Raw genomic sequence first — 13569 nt, 5'->3', positions numbered from 1 at the left:
GTGACTAGGCCCTTGCCCCCGGTCCCTGGCTCGCTTCCGCAGCCAGACGGCCGGTGAGCTCGGCCATGTGGTCGAAGTCGGCCTCGAAGGCGCCCAGCCCCTGCGTCAGCCCGCGAAGCTCCGCGATCAGGCCTTGGCGCTCCGATTGCGGCAGGTAGGCCTCGATGCGTTCCCACCCGCGCCAGTCCTCGCGCGGGGCAAGCCCCAGGATTTGGCCGCGCCTTGCGGTGAGCGCCGAGGTGACGTTCGAGGCGCTCGGCGAGGGCGAATAGACGGTCAGCTTCTCGATCGGCTCCAGCAAGATCGCGCCGCATCCCGGCAGGCCCTCCTCCATCGCCAGGCGACCGGCGAGCCGGAACGCCATTTCCGATGAATCGACGCTATGGGTCTGTCCGTCGATCAGGGTGACTTCCAGGTCGGTGACGGGGAAGCCGAGCTGGCCCTTCTCAAGCCCGTCGCGGACGCCCTGCTCAACGGCGGGAATCCATTGTTTGGGCACCGCGCCGCCCACCACGCGCTGGCTGAAGACAAACCCCGATCCGCGGGCGAGCGGTCTGATCTCCACCGTCACGTCGGCGAACTGGCCGTGGCCGCCGGACTGCTTCTTGTGTCGCGAACGCTGGGTCACGCCGCGCTGGATGGTTTCCCGATAGGGGGTCTTCGGTTGCTCGGTGTCGATCTCAACGCCGAAGCGGCGCTTCAGACGCTCGAGCGCCAGCCGCAGGTGACCCTCGCCCTGGCCCGCCAGCAACATCTGGCCGGCCTCGCGATCATGGGTCAGGCGCAGGCCGGGATCTTCTTCGATCAGCTTGGTGAGCGCGCCCGAAAGCCTGACGTCGTCCTTGCGGTTGGTGGCCGAGAGCGCGACGGCGAACAGCGGCCGCCGAGGGCTGGCCGCCGCGCGCACCGCCTGCGGACGCCCGCTCGTCGAGAGGATCTGGCCGGCGTGCGCGGCCTCGACCTTGCCGATTGCGCAGACCTCGCCAAGGGGAGCCTGGGCGATCTTCCTGAGCGCGGCGCCCTGGACATTGAAGAGGCCGCCCGCCCGGCAGCGCTCGCCGTCCGGCAGGACGAACTCCGCTCCGTCCAGCAGGGTTTTGCCGAACACTCGGGCGTAGGCGAGCTTGCCGGACTGGCCGGCGTAGGCTGCCTTCAGCACATAGGCGCCTTCTTCCACGCCCAGGCGCCGGGCGGCGCGGTCGGGCGGCAGGGTCTCATGGCGAAGGGCCTTGAGCAGGCGACGCACCCCAAAACCGTTCTGCGCCGAGCCAAAGAACACCGGCACGATCAGTCCGTCGTTCATTTCGCGCACCAGGTCGGCGAAGACCGCGTCTCGGCTGGGGACGACATCGGAGAGCAGCTGTTCCAGCAACTCGTCGTCGAAATCCGCGATCTGCTCCAGCATGTGGAAACGGGCGTCGGCTTCGGCGTCGCGCAGGTCGCCCGGGATGTCCGCCTGGGCCGAGGGCTCGTTCGGCCGGTAGACGAAGGCGCGTTCGAGAGCCAGGTCGATGAAGCCGGAGACCTTTTCGTTCTCCCACGTGGGAATCTGGCGGGCCACGAGCGGGGCGGAACTGACCGGGGCGAGCGCGGCCAACAGGTCGGCCAGCGCGCCACGGGCCTGGTCCATCTTGTTTATGAAGAGAGCGTGGGGAACGCCGAGCCGCTCGAGTTCGCGCAGCGTCGGCTGCAACAGCGCCGCCTTGCCCGGTTCAGGCTCGGCCACGACCACCGCAAGATCGACGGCCGGCAGGGCCGCGTCGATATCGGCGCAGAATTCAAGCGAACCTGGACAATCCACCACCGAGTAGCGGTCGCCCATGAAGTCAAAGCTGGCGAGGTTCAGCTCCACCGAGTGGCCACGGGCCCGAGCCTCGGGACTGGAGTCGCCGACCTTGTCGCCGCCGACGCGCCTGTCGACGGCGCCGGTGACCTGCAAGAAGGCTTCCATGAGCGTGGTTTTGCCGGCGCTTGTGGGGCCCACGAGCGCCAAGGCGCGCACGGACCCCGCGGGGTGGATTGGCATGGCCGTTCTCCCATCACGTTTGTCGCCAGGGAGGCGCCACGCCCGCGGTGCTTCCATGGCGCGGTTTTGGGACGGTCGCGGACCGGTTCAGGGGCACGCGCCGCCCTGATGACAAACCTTACGCCCGGAGTTTCAGGCGCGTCCGATCACGAACGCGTGGCCGAACTTGCGTGCAGCTGCGCCCTGTCGCTAGGCCAGGTCGCGGGCGATGAGGGCGCGGATCGAGCGAAGTTCGTCGCGGGCGCCTGGGCTGCCGGCTCGAGCGTATTCAACCAGTTCTTCGACGGCGCGCAGGGTGCGGGCCTTGGTCGGCGGACGTCCGCCGCGGCTGCGGTTGAGCCGCAGGGCGCGCTGCTTGAGGACTGCCGGCAGGCTGGTGTCGTCGAGCCAGGCTGACAGGGCGTGACGAACGTCCCAATCGGCGCCGGCCTCGCGGCGCGCCTCGATCCGCCGCAACGCGCCGCTTTCATGCGCGTGTTCGATCAGCGCGCGGGCTTCAGAAGCGGACCGCTTCAGCGTCGTGGCTGGAATGTGGCGGTCGTTGGCGACTTCGGCTGCCGCCGCTTCGAGGTGACCCGCCGGATCGCCCGCCTCGGTGAGGTCGAGGAACAGTGCGAGCTCGGCGATATCCTTGGCGAAGCTGCGCCCATGGCCAACCTTGCCGATATCGACGCTGACTTCAGGCCTAAATTGCGATTTTTCCATAGAAACGCCAACTCAGTACCTTCAACGATCTCACCTTAATAGATTACGCCTATAACGTCCACATAAGATTTGTAACAAGCTTGGCAATGAGATCATTGTTACGAGAACTATGATACTTATGGATACATGAGAAGAGGGGCTGCGGATCTCTCCGCAGCCCAAAGTCTAACCATGTAGCCGCTACTGACTAGAAGTCGGCGGTGAGACCAACGAAGAAGTATCGGCCGAGCGTGTCGTACATCTGCGCGTAGACGTTCTGGTTGCAGGGTCCAGCCGGGCAATTGTTGGCGCCCGTGAGCGGCGGATCCTGATCCAGCACATTGTTGACGCCGACGCGGAAGGAATAGTTGTCCTTCACCTTGAAGGTCGCCAGCAGGTCGAGGTAGCTGCGCGAGCCGAGCTTGGCGTCGGTCGCCGGAACGTTGCCGCTCAGGCGCGGGTCGCTGGAGGATGCGTCCAGGTCGACGGACTCGTAGTAGCGCCACTGGGCCGAGAAGCCGAGGCCGCCGAACCAGCTGCCGTACTCGAACGGCGTGTTCCAGGTGACACGTAGCTTGTGCCGCCACTTGGGGTTCGGGTTGGTAGAACCGCCGAGCGTCGAGCACGTGGCGCCATAGAAGCCCGCGCAGTCGATCGCGTTTGAGCCGGTGAGGATGGTGGTTTCCAGCTTGTCGAGGTAGGTGCCGACGAAGTTCGCCGAGACCGAGCCCATGTTCTGGATGCCGAAGGTGTCGAGCCCGGTGTGGTAGGCGGCTGAAAAGTCGAGGCCCGACGTGTGCAGGCCGCCCTGGTTGAGCACCGTGTCGATCACGTAGCCCTGGGTCGAGCGGATCGAGCCGATCGAGTCACGATGCACGAGTGCGCAGAAGCCCGGGTTGGAGCCGTCGACACAGCCGTTGATGATCGTGTTGGCGCCGATATTGGAGATGTAGTCCTTCACCTTGATATCGAACCAGTCGAGGGTGAGGCTCAGGCCGGGCACGAAGGTGGGCTGCCAGACACCGCCCACCGTCCAGGTGTCCGCCTTTTCCGGCCGCAGATTCGGATTGCCGCCTTGCTGGCCGTTGTACTGGTTTGCCGGATCGCGCTCGAGCGCCAGGACCTGTGCGGTGGTCAGGTGGAAGAGCGTGGCGCAACGCTGGACCAGCGGATCGCCGGGGCTGAGGCCGGCGCAGGGATCGACCGTGCCGTCCAGGACCACGTTCTGCGGTGAGAACAGCTCGACCACGTTCGGCGCACGCACCGCGCGGTTGTAGCCGGCGCGCAGGCGAATGCCGTCGATGATCGTCCAGTCGCCGGAGACCTTGTAGGTGTTGGTCCCGCCGGCGTTGGAGTAGTCGGAGAACCGGTAGGCCAGTTCGGCGGTGAGATCCTTGGCCCAGGGTTGGTCCTGAACGATCGGCACGCGGGCTTCGCCGAACAACTCGTAGACGTCGTAGCTTCCGTTCACAGCAGGCTTGGCGGCGCCGTTGCCGTTCACGTCGCCGGACGCCTGCGCGACGTCGGACCGTGAGTCCAGGTGCTCACGACGGTACTCGGAGCCCACGCTGACGCCGATCTTGTCGTTGGCCCACGGGCTCTTGAAATTGTCCGGCAGCGTGCCGACGACGTTGAAGTTGGCGACCTGCTCGATGATGTTGCCCGTCGAGAAGGTCGGCGCCTGCAGGTAGGTCAGGGCCGTCTTGGTCACGCCACCGATCTGGAAGGCGTTGTAGGGCACGCAGGCCAGGTCGGTGCCGTTGATCACCGATTGGCAGACGATGTTGCCGCTGGTGTCCCTGCGCGCGATCAGAGCGTTGTTGATGCGCGACGTCAGGAAGTTGTTGTCCTGCTCCTGCGTCAGCGCCGTCTTGCCGTACTGGATGAAGCCATCGTAGCTCCAGTCGGCGTTGATATCGCCCTTCAGGCCGATGACGTAGCGCTGCTCCTGGTGATCGAAGATGGTCAGGCGGCCGCCGCCTTCGATGTTGCGGCGGGTAACCGCCACGTTGACGTTGGTCGCAGTGCCCGCGGCTCCGCCGCAGAGCTGCTGCTGCTGCGTCGTGGTCATCAGCGGGTTGTCGCAGTTGACGGCGAAGGTGCCGCCCGGTCCGGGGCCGCTGGCGGCGAAGATGCCGCCGGGCGCGATCTGAGCCGTGGAGTTGTCATCCATGAACATCAGGTCGGCGTAGGCCTGGAAGTGGGGAGTGATCTCGTAGTGGGCGAACGCGCCCATGCTGTAGCGCGTGTCCGGCCGCATCAGGTAGTTGGTCGGGGCGAAGTTGTAGACGTCAGTCGCCGCATTCCGCGGACGGAAGGTATTGCCGGGCCCGTTGGGGTCGACGATGAAGCTGCCGAACCGCGCCGGATAGGAGGTGCCCGAACCGCCGCAGCCGGCGGAGAGGAAGCTTGTGCCCGAATTCAGCGAGCAGGCCGAGTAGTCGAAGTTGTTGGCCGTGACGGAATTGACGTTCACATGGGTCGCGTAGGCGGTGATGTTGCCCTTGCCGTCCGGCGCATTGACGCCGAGCACGATGCTTTCCTGGTCGCCTTCCCCACCCTTGAAGTCGCCGGGAACGATGAAGTTGTCCGGCACCGCGGCGGTGCCACGCGCGTTGCGGACCACCTGCTGGACGTTGTCCGGGTTCTGCTGGTTGTGCTGGTAGGTCGAGTACTGTGCGTCGATCTGCACGCCCTCGAAGTTCTTCTTCATGATGAAGTTGACGACGCCGGCCACCGCGTCGGCGCCGTAGACCGCCGAGGCGCCGCCGGTCAGCACGTCGACGCGCTCGACGAGTGCCGTCGGGATGAAGTTCAGGTCGGCGGAGACCGCGGCGATCGATGAGGTCGGGTTGCCGGCCTGCAGGCGGCGGCCATCGATCAGCACCAGCGTCCGGTTGGGGCCCAGGCCGCGCAGGTTGGCCGTGGCGGTGCCGTCCGAAGCGTTGGAAACGTTGGAGCCCTGAGCCGCGAAGGCCTGCGGCAGGCTGTTGAGCAGGTCCTCCATCCGGGTGACGCCCTGCGCCTTGATGTCGGCGGAGGTGACCGAGGTGACGGGCGCAACGCTCGTCAGGTTCGGGGACGGGATCCGGGTGCCGGTGACGACGATTTCGGAGACTTCGCCCGAGGCCGGGGCGGCTGCCGCCGCCGCAGCGGAGGCCTGGGTAGCGGAGAGACCGAGGAAGGCCGCGCCGCAGATCATCGAGGAGGCCAGCAGGCGCTCCCGAGTGGGTTTGATTTTCAAGGTCTAAATCCTCCAGCGGTCGCCCAGCGACGGCGAACCCGCTCCCCAAATATTGCCAAGCCAGGGTCACAGATGACCCCGGTTATGGCGGAATTAGCGGTGACTTTTGTTGAGGGTCAAACACATTGCGAAGTTGTGTGCGATCGCACAATCAATATGTCGCATAATGGCCACATAACCGACAGGAAGGTTACGCGTCTGAAGCTAGACAATGGAAAGCATGAAGGGGGGAGTTGTTTCGAGTACGAAGAACTTGGTCTCTGAAGTGACAAAAAAGATACAAGGATGGCGTTACGGTCGTAACGACGACTCGGGAATACCTAAAATCAGATATCGAATACAGCGTATATAACAGAGCCATAAGGGGCGCGTTTCGGCCGCCCGCGAGCAGGCGCAGCGGCCGCCTGAAAAGGAACGGCGGAGCGGTCATCGATCGTAGGAGGCCCGCGGCGGGGCGCATGCGCGGCGGTTCGCGAGGCCGAAGGCTCGCGGCGCTCGGTGGAAACTAGGCCGTGAAGTCTTTCAGAGGGGAGCGCAGGCCGTTTTCATCCAGGCGAGAACGTCGGCGGGGACCTGAGGCCCGACCACGGCCAGGACATGGGCGTGATAGGCGTCGAGTTGCCCGCGTTCTTCGCCGGTCAGCATGGACGTTACGATGAGGCGCCGGTCGATCGGCGCCACCGTCAGGGTCTCGAAGCCCAGCATCGGCCGCTCGCCACCCTCGATCATCGCCGGCTCGGTGACAAATTGCAGCGTCTCGATACGGATGCCGTAGGCGCCTTCCTTGTAGTAGCCGGGCTCGTTCGAGACGATCATTCCAGGCCTCAGGGCGACCGTATTGGGCGCCTTTGCGATGCGCTGCGGCCCTTCGTGCACGCCGAGGTAGGAGCCGACGCCGTGGCCGGTGCCGTGGTCGTAGTCCAGCCCGTGGGCCCACAACGCCATTCGCGCCAGCGCATCCAGCGCCGAACCGGTTGTACCGGCTGGAAACCTCACCCGGGCAAGCGCCAGATGGCCCTTCAGAACCAGGGTGAAACGGGCGCACATTTCTGCCGATGGCTCTCCGATGGCCACCGTGCGCGTGACGTCCGTTGTTCCGTCCAGATACTGCGCGCCGGAATCGACCAGCAGGAGGGAGCCTTTCTCCGCACGCTTGTTCAGCCGCTGCGTCGGACGGTAGTGGACGATCGCCCCGTTAGAGGCGGCGCCGGCAATGGTGTCGAACGAGAGATCCATCAGGGCGCCCGTCGCCTCACGAAACGCCTCCAGCCTGGAAACCGCCTCGATCTCGTCGGGCGGGTTCGCCTGGCCCTCGGTGGCGAGCCAATGCAGGAAGCAGCTCAGCGCGGCCCCGTCGCGGGCATGGGCGCGCTTGGTTCCCTCGATTTCCACAGTGTTCTTGCAGGCGCGCGGCAGGACGCAAGGGTCCTCGCCGCGCTGGACGCTCGCGCCTGCGGCGCCAAGCGCTTCGAAATACCAGGATGAGGATTGTCCGGGATCGACCAGCACGGTCTTACCGCGCAGATCGGCCAGCGCCTGTGGCAGGTCGCCGGGCGTCTCGAGCCGCACCTCGTTCCCAAGCCATGCCGGCAGGTCGGTCGTAACCTTCCGGGGATCAAGGAACAGCCGCGCCGAGCCGTCGGCGTTGAGGATCGCCTGACCGATCGGCAACGGGGAGCGGATGACGTCGCCGCCCCTGACGTTGAACAGCCACGCGATGGAGGCCGGCGAGGTGATCACCGCGGCTTGCGCGCCCTGGGCAGCCAGGGATCGGCCCAGGCGACTGCGCTTCGAACCGGAATCTTCGCCTGCGTACTTCAAGGGATGGGGAGCGACCGGGGCGCTCGGTTGGGACGGCCGGGCCTGTCCCCAGGCTGCATCCAGCGGGTTCGGCGTCACCGCGCGAAGCTCGGCGCCGACCTTGGCCGCCGCCGCCTTCAGCCTGTCCAGCGCGTCGGGGCTGTGCAGCCTGGGATCGTAGCCGATCACCTGGCCTCGAGCCGTGGCGGCTTCGATGTAGGCCGGCACGCCGCCTTCCACGAGGTCGCGGATCTCGAAGGTCTCCTGATCGACCTGGTCGCGGACCTGCAGGGTGTAGCGGCCATCCACGAAGATCGCCGCTTTGTCCTTCAGGATCACCGCCGCGCCCGCCGAGCCGGTGAAGCCGGTCGCCCACGCCAACCGGTCGTTGGCGGCGGGGAGGTATTCGTTCTGATGCTCGTCTTCATGCGGGGCGACAAAGCCGTCGAGGCCCTGCTCGGCCATCGCCTTGCGGATGAGCGGCACATGCTTGGGGCCGAAGGAGCGGTCGGTGGATTCATCGAAGGTCTGGCGCATGCCCGGGATTTAGGTCTTTTCCCGCCCGACGGCAAAGACCTGTCCTTCACGCCGACCGATGCGGTAATTACACCCGGGTGAAATTGACAGGTCTTCACGCCGGGCGTAGACGGAAGCCGATGGACAAGCAGAGCCGCCGCCAGGTCACCCGCGACTATAAGGAGCGGAAGGTGAGGCAAGGCGTTTTTGTCGTGCGCTGCGCGGCCACCGGCGAGACCTGGGTCGGCAAGTCACGCAACCTCGATCAGCAACAGAACGGAATCTGGTTCGGTTTGCGCTCCGGCGGTTACGTCAATCGGGCTGTGCAGGCGGCCTGGAAGACGCATGGCGAAGGGGCGTTCTCCTTTGAGGTGCTTGAGGCCGTCGACGCCGAAGACCTCTCGGCCTACGGCCGCGACAACCTTCTCAAGGATCGAGACGCCCATTGGCGCGCCGCGCTCGGAGCCGCCAAGATCGTCGGATAAAGCTACTGCGGGGGAGACGCCGGCTCGTTCGCCGAGGCGTCGCGGGCAGCGGATGCGGCGTCCTTCTCCGTAGCCACCGAGCGGTCGACTGCGGCCTGGGCGGCGTTGCTCGAGGCGCGTGCGTTGTTTTCCGCCGCGGCCTCAGCCGAGCGGGCGGCGTCGGCCGCCGCGATCTGCGCGCCGGCCGCGGCGCTATCGGCCCGGTCCAGGGTTGCGCCCTGGTCACGGGCGGCCTGCAGGTCCGCCGTTGGTGTCAAGCCCCCGTTCAGCAGGAAGATCACGCCGACGATGGCGATGATCGCCACCACGGCGGCGACCCACCATCCAGCGCTGCCACGCTCGCGAACGATGTGAACTTCTTCGCGTCGGATGGTGGCGGGCTGCTCCTCGACGGTGCGTTCCACCACATGGTCCACGTCGTTAGACATCGCGTCCTCGTCCTCAAGCGTAAGGCTTGTTTGGCCGGCGACGAGAACGCGGCGTCGAACGCGGGGTTCCCGCGCCGGTGCGATGGCGCTCTACGGGCGACGGAGCACCAAGGTCGCCCAGGCGTCGCGATGTAGGCGCCGTTCCAGTCTGAAACCGCGAGATACATAAGCGGCCAGCACGCGCCGTTCCTGGACCCGCAGGAGGCCCGAGAGGATGGCGATCCCCCCTGGCTTCAGCGCACCTTTGATATCTTGTGAAAGGGTGATGAGCGGCGGCGCCAGAATGTTTGCGAAGACCAGGTCGTAGGGCGCAGGGCAGCGCACGCGACCATCGTTCAGCCCGCTCGCGTGGACGAAGCGGGCGCGAGCCCGATTAAGCCAGGCGTTCTCGTTGGCGATGCGCACGGAGGGGCCGTCGATGTCGGTGCCGAGCGCGATGTGAGAGCCGGTCCGCGCTGCGGCGATGGCCAGGACGCCCGTGCCGCAACCCACGTCGAGCACGCGTTCGAAGCGGCGGCGCTTCAGCAGCCGGTCGAAGGCCAGGAGACAGCCCACCGTCGTTCCGTGGTGGCCCGTGCCGAACGCCGCGCCGGCTTCGATGCGCAGGTTGACCGCGCTGGGAGGCGCCAGGCCCTTGTCATGGGCGCCGTAGACGAAGAAGCGGCCGGCGTGGACAGGCGGCAGTCCCGAGAGCGCCATCGCCAGCCAGTCGGCATCGGCAAGTTTCTCGGTGACCACGCGCAACGCCGGAAAGGCGCCAAGCGTGGCGACCAGGGAGGCTTGCTCTTCGGCCGACGTGGGAAAGGCGTCGATCCGCCAGACATCATGCTCTTCATCCTCCTCGAGGATGGAATAGGTCAGCGCCTCGGTGGCCGGTTCAGCGTCGAGGGCGGCCGCGGCGGCTTCGGCCTCTGCGCGCGGACCCCGCGCAACAGTCTGGAGAGCGTCGATTTGCATGCGCCGCCTCTAGCGGGCGGAGCCGTCAAAGGCGAGGGGGTTTCGGCGCGCTATGCCGGGGCATCTTCACCGCCGGCGCCGGCATCGCCGGGGCCGGGCTTGTCGCCGCCAGGCGGCGGCTCGTCGTAGTCAGCGCGAGCGGGGGTCGCCTCGGCCGCCATTGGCGGATCGTCCTGACGGGCGATCTCGCGCGCAGATGTCGCGACGTCGTCCCGGGGCCACGACGCAGCCTTCCCGGCGTCGGAGCCCGTCACGTATTCGGCAGGCTGATCGGAGTATTCGGCCGGGCGGTATTCAGGGCTGATCGCGCCCGGGCCGAAGGGGCCGGCGGATCGGGCTCTCTTTCCGGCCATCAGGATCTGCGGGCCGGCGGGGCGCCCGTCGCCGAGGCCGTCCAGATGCGGTTGCATGCTCCCACCCAGCACCATTCCGCAGACGGCCGCGACGAGCGTTCCTGACAACAAGACTTTCACGTGTGGGGCCGATCTTCAGCTGGCGGGTGGGCCTAACAGCGTGCGGACGCGCGATAGGTTCAGCGCTAAGCTGACAGCGCCTTCGATGGGGGGCGTCGCACCGCGGGAGTGAGCTTCGATGAGCAAGTACAATCCGCTTTCCGCTCGCCTCGCCGGACACGCCGGCCCCGAGTGGCGCGCGAGCTTCGCAGAGCTGGAAGAGGTCCTGGGCTTTCCGCTGCCGAAGAGCGCAAGGACCGGCAAAGCCTGGTGGAAGAACGACGCCAAAGCGCCGCATGCCGGCGCCTGGACAGCCGGCGGCTGGGAGGCGCTTGACGTCGATCAAGCCGCGGGGCTGGTCACGTTCAGAAAGATTGCGCCTGTGGAGGCCGCAGTCGCGCGAGCGCACCCCGCAGAGCCGACCGACGATACGCCGGCCATCCTAAAGCGCCTCGACGCCAGCCCGAGTTGGGGCCTGGCGATCGTCGCCGGAGGGCTCGCGTTGGCGGCGGGCCTGGGCGCGCTGGCGATCGGGGGCCTGTTGCGCCGTCGCTCGGATGACAGCGACTAGGAGGCCGCCGCCCCTGACCAAACGGCTCACGCCTTTTCGACGAAGCTGTCGATGACCTTCTTTTCGCCGGCTTTTTCGAACGCCACGGTGAGCTTGTTGCCTTCCACGGCCGTGACGGAGCCGCGGCCGAACTTCTGGTGGAAGACGCGCTCACCGGCCTTGTAGTCGCTGGCGGAGCTCTGGGCCGAAGTGGCGACCAGCCGGCCTTCGCCTTCGATGACCTGCTGACGCCCTGGTCGACTGCCGTGATAGCCGGCGCTCTGGGCGCGTCGCCAGCCGGGCGAGGAATAGCCGGCGCCGAAGGATGGGCTTTCGTCCCAGCGGCTGCCGTGTTGCTGCATGCCCGGACCGCCGCCGTAGTAGCCGGTCTCCGATGAGGCCTCGACATTGGCCAGGGGCAGCTCGTCGACGAAACGGCTGGGAAGCTGGCTGGTCCAGCGACCATAGACCTGCCGGTTGGCGGCAAAGGAAACGCGCGCCTCCTCGCGGGCGCGGGTGATCCCGACGTAGGCCAGGCGTCGCTCCTCTTCGAGCCCCTTCTCGCCCTTCTCGTCCATACTTCGCTGGGATGGAAAGACGCCTTCTTCCCAGCCAGGCAGGAAGACCAGCGGGAACTCCAGCCCCTTCGCCGAGTGCAAGGTCATGATCTGCACGGCGTCAGCCTGTGGGCCGCGATCGAGGTCCATGACCAGCGAGACGTGTTCCAGATAGGCCTGCAGGTTCTCGAAGTTGCCCATCGACTGGACGAGTTCCTTGAGGTTCTCCAGCCGGGTCTGGGCCGTCGGACTTTTGTCGAGCCGAAGGGCGTCGGTGTAGCCGCTCTCCTCGAGCACCGCCTCCATTAGCCGCGGGTGCGCCGTGCGCTGCGCCTCCGCCCGCCAGCGGTCGAGGTCGCGCAGGAAGTTTGCGAGCGAGGTGCGTGTGCGCGCGGCGAACTCATCGGTGAGCACGACCTGCCGTGCGGCGGCGACGGCCGGAATGCCCCCAAGCCGGGCGACCTGCAGCAGCTTCTGGACCGTGGTGTCACCGATACCGCGCTTGGGCGTGTTGACGATCCGCTCAAAGGCGAGGTCGTCGTCTTCAGACTGTATCAGCCGCAGGTAGGCGTGGGCGTCGCGGATCTCGGCGCGTTCGAAGAACCTGGGGCCGCCGACGACCGTATAGGGGATCTGCAGCAGGACGAACCGCTCTTCGAAAGCCCGCATCTGGAACGAGGCGCGGACCAGGATCGCCATGTCGCGGTAGCGGCGGGGATTCCTGTCGGTGGAGCCCTTTCGGGCGCGCTCGATCTCGTCGGCGATCATGCGGCTCTCGGCTTCGCCGTCCCAGACCCCGCGCACCACGACCTTCTCGCCGCCCTCTTCCTGCGTCCACAGGGTCTTGCCGAGCCGGCTCTTGTTGGCCGCGATGAGCCCCGAGGCGGCCGCCAGGATGTGGCTCGTCGAACGGTAGTTGCGCTCCAGCCGGATGACCTTGGCGCCTGGAAAGTCGCGCTCGAAGCGCAGGATGTTGTCCACCTCCGCGCCCCGCCAGCCATAGATCGACTGGTCGTCGTCGCCGACGCAACAGACGTTCTGCCGCTTTTGGGCGAGCAGCCTCAACCACAGGTACTGAGCGACGTTGGTGTCCTGGTACTCGTCGACCAGCAGATAGCGGAACCGGTCGTGGAATTCCGCCAGCACGTCGGGGCTGGAAGTGAAGATCGTCAGGTTGTGCAGCAGCAGGTCGCCGAAATCGCAGGCGTTCAACACCCGCAGCCGCTCCTGGTAGAGCCGGTAGAGCGCCTGGCCCCTGCCGTTGGCGAAATGCGCGCTCTCCGCCGGCGGAACCTGGTCCGGGCGCCAGCCGCGGTTCTTCCAGTGGTCGATCATCCCGGCCAGCATCTTGGCGGGCCAGCGTTTGGCGTCGACGTTCTCGGCTTCCAGCACCTGCTTGATCAGCCGTTCCTGATCATCGTCATCGAGGATCGTATAGTTGGACTTGAGCCCCACGAGCTCGGCGTGGCGGCGCAGGATCTGGGCGGCGACAGAGTGGAAGGTGCCAAGCCAGCGCAGCCCCTCGGCCTGCGGACCGATGATTTGGGTGATCCGCTCCCGCATTTCGCGCGCGGCCTTGTTGGTGAAGGTGACGACCAGCAGTTCCCAGGGCCGCGCCTTTCCTGACGCCAGGATATGGGCGAGCCGGGTGGTCAGCACCCGCGTCTTGCCGGTGCCCGCGCCGGCCAGCACCAGCACGGGCCCCTCTGTCGCTTCGACCGCCGCCCGCTGCTCGGGGTTCAGGCCGTCGAGGTAATCCGCCGGTCGTGGATCGACGCGGGCCAGATCGCTTACGCGCAGGGCAGGAGATTCGTAGCCGGAATCCGGGGGGGAGTCGGGGAAAGGCATCGAAACATATGTAGCACAACCG

At 66.6% G+C, this 13569-nt stretch carries 10 protein-coding genes; 2 read left to right on the top strand and 8 right to left on the bottom strand.

Annotated elements, in window-relative coordinates; translation table 11 throughout:
* Positions 1-4 precede the first annotated feature (4 nt).
* From VGI62_RS03255 to VGI62_RS03240, 4 genes are all read right to left on the bottom strand, one after another.
* Positions 5-2026 (bottom strand): elongation factor G, encoded by a 2022-nt coding sequence (locus tag VGI62_RS03255; protein WP_331502959.1) that lies wholly within the window; start codon positions 2024-2026, stop codon positions 5-7.
* 189 nt (positions 2027-2215) lie between these two features.
* Positions 2216-2731, bottom strand: coding sequence for a hypothetical protein (locus VGI62_RS03250; protein WP_331502958.1), 516 nt, complete (start codon positions 2729-2731; stop codon positions 2216-2218).
* A 187-nt stretch (positions 2732-2918) separates the two neighbouring features.
* On the bottom strand, positions 2919-5954 hold the full coding sequence (locus VGI62_RS03245) for a TonB-dependent receptor domain-containing protein (protein WP_331502957.1): 3036 nt from the start codon (positions 5952-5954) through the stop codon (positions 2919-2921).
* 522 nt (positions 5955-6476) lie between these two features.
* Positions 6477-8291: an aminopeptidase P family protein gene (locus VGI62_RS03240; protein WP_331502956.1), complete on the bottom strand. Its 1815-nt coding sequence runs from the start codon at positions 8289-8291 to the stop codon at positions 6477-6479.
* Positions 8292-8410: 119 nt separating this feature from the next.
* On the opposite strand from VGI62_RS03240, the gene VGI62_RS03235 reads away from it, so the two are divergent.
* Entirely contained in the window at positions 8411-8755 is a 345-nt protein-coding gene (locus VGI62_RS03235) for a GIY-YIG nuclease family protein (protein ID WP_331502955.1), read from the top strand.
* Between the two features lie 2 nt (positions 8756-8757).
* On the opposite strand, the gene VGI62_RS03230 is transcribed toward VGI62_RS03235, so the two are convergent.
* The 3 genes from VGI62_RS03230 to VGI62_RS03220 all read right to left on the bottom strand — a co-directional run bounded on the left by VGI62_RS03230 (position 8758) and on the right by VGI62_RS03220 (position 10550).
* Positions 8758-9183, bottom strand: coding sequence for a hypothetical protein (locus VGI62_RS03230; RefSeq protein ID WP_331502954.1), 426 nt, complete (start codon positions 9181-9183; stop codon positions 8758-8760).
* A gap of 90 nt (positions 9184-9273) precedes the next feature.
* A complete protein-coding gene (locus VGI62_RS03225; protein WP_331502953.1) occupies positions 9274-10140 on the bottom strand; it encodes a 50S ribosomal protein L11 methyltransferase in 867 nt (288 codons plus the stop codon).
* A 50-nt stretch (positions 10141-10190) separates the two neighbouring features.
* Positions 10191-10550 carry a hypothetical protein gene (locus tag VGI62_RS03220; protein WP_331502952.1) on the bottom strand — a complete coding sequence of 120 codons (360 nt, stop codon included), beginning with the start codon at positions 10548-10550 and terminating at the stop codon, positions 10191-10193.
* 181 nt (positions 10551-10731) lie between these two features.
* On the opposite strand from VGI62_RS03220, the gene VGI62_RS03215 reads away from it, so the two are divergent.
* The gene (locus tag VGI62_RS03215; protein ID WP_331502951.1) at positions 10732-11163 is read left to right on the top strand and encodes a DUF7662 domain-containing protein; all 432 of its coding nucleotides are present in this window, start codon (positions 10732-10734) and stop codon (positions 11161-11163) included.
* A gap of 26 nt (positions 11164-11189) precedes the next feature.
* Here the strand turns inward: VGI62_RS03215 and VGI62_RS03210 are convergent, their stop codons facing one another.
* Entirely contained in the window at positions 11190-13547 is a 2358-nt protein-coding gene (locus VGI62_RS03210; RefSeq protein WP_331502950.1) for an ATP-dependent helicase, read from the bottom strand.
* Positions 13548-13569 lie beyond the last annotated feature (22 nt).

This window comes from Phenylobacterium sp. (genome assembly GCF_036495085.1).
Lineage (GTDB): Bacteria > Pseudomonadota > Alphaproteobacteria > Caulobacterales > Caulobacteraceae > Phenylobacterium.
The sequence above is the reverse complement of the archived record's forward strand: the minus strand, read 5'-3'. Positions and strand labels throughout refer to the sequence as shown.

Excerpts from the sequence above, each read along its gene's own strand:
- VGI62_RS03210 (WP_331502950.1), bottom strand. The coding sequence starts at position 13,547 with ATGCCTTTCCCCGACTCCCCCCCGGATTCCGGCTACGAATCTCCTGCC.
- VGI62_RS03230 (WP_331502954.1), bottom strand. The coding sequence starts at position 9,183 with ATGTCTAACGACGTGGACCATGTGGTGGAACGCACCGTCGAGGAGCAG.
- VGI62_RS03255 (WP_331502959.1), bottom strand. The coding sequence starts at position 2,026 with ATGCCAATCCACCCCGCGGGGTCCGTGCGCGCCTTGGCGCTCGTGGGC.
- VGI62_RS03235 (WP_331502955.1), top strand. The coding sequence starts at position 8,411 with ATGGACAAGCAGAGCCGCCGCCAGGTCACCCGCGACTATAAGGAGCGG.
- VGI62_RS03225 (WP_331502953.1), bottom strand. The coding sequence starts at position 10,140 with ATGCAAATCGACGCTCTCCAGACTGTTGCGCGGGGTCCGCGCGCAGAG.
- VGI62_RS03250 (WP_331502958.1), bottom strand. The coding sequence starts at position 2,731 with ATGGAAAAATCGCAATTTAGGCCTGAAGTCAGCGTCGATATCGGCAAG.
- VGI62_RS03240 (WP_331502956.1), bottom strand. The coding sequence starts at position 8,291 with ATGCGCCAGACCTTCGATGAATCCACCGACCGCTCCTTCGGCCCCAAG.
- VGI62_RS03215 (WP_331502951.1), top strand. The coding sequence starts at position 10,732 with ATGAGCAAGTACAATCCGCTTTCCGCTCGCCTCGCCGGACACGCCGGC.
- VGI62_RS03220 (WP_331502952.1), bottom strand. The coding sequence starts at position 10,550 with ATGCAACCGCATCTGGACGGCCTCGGCGACGGGCGCCCCGCCGGCCCG.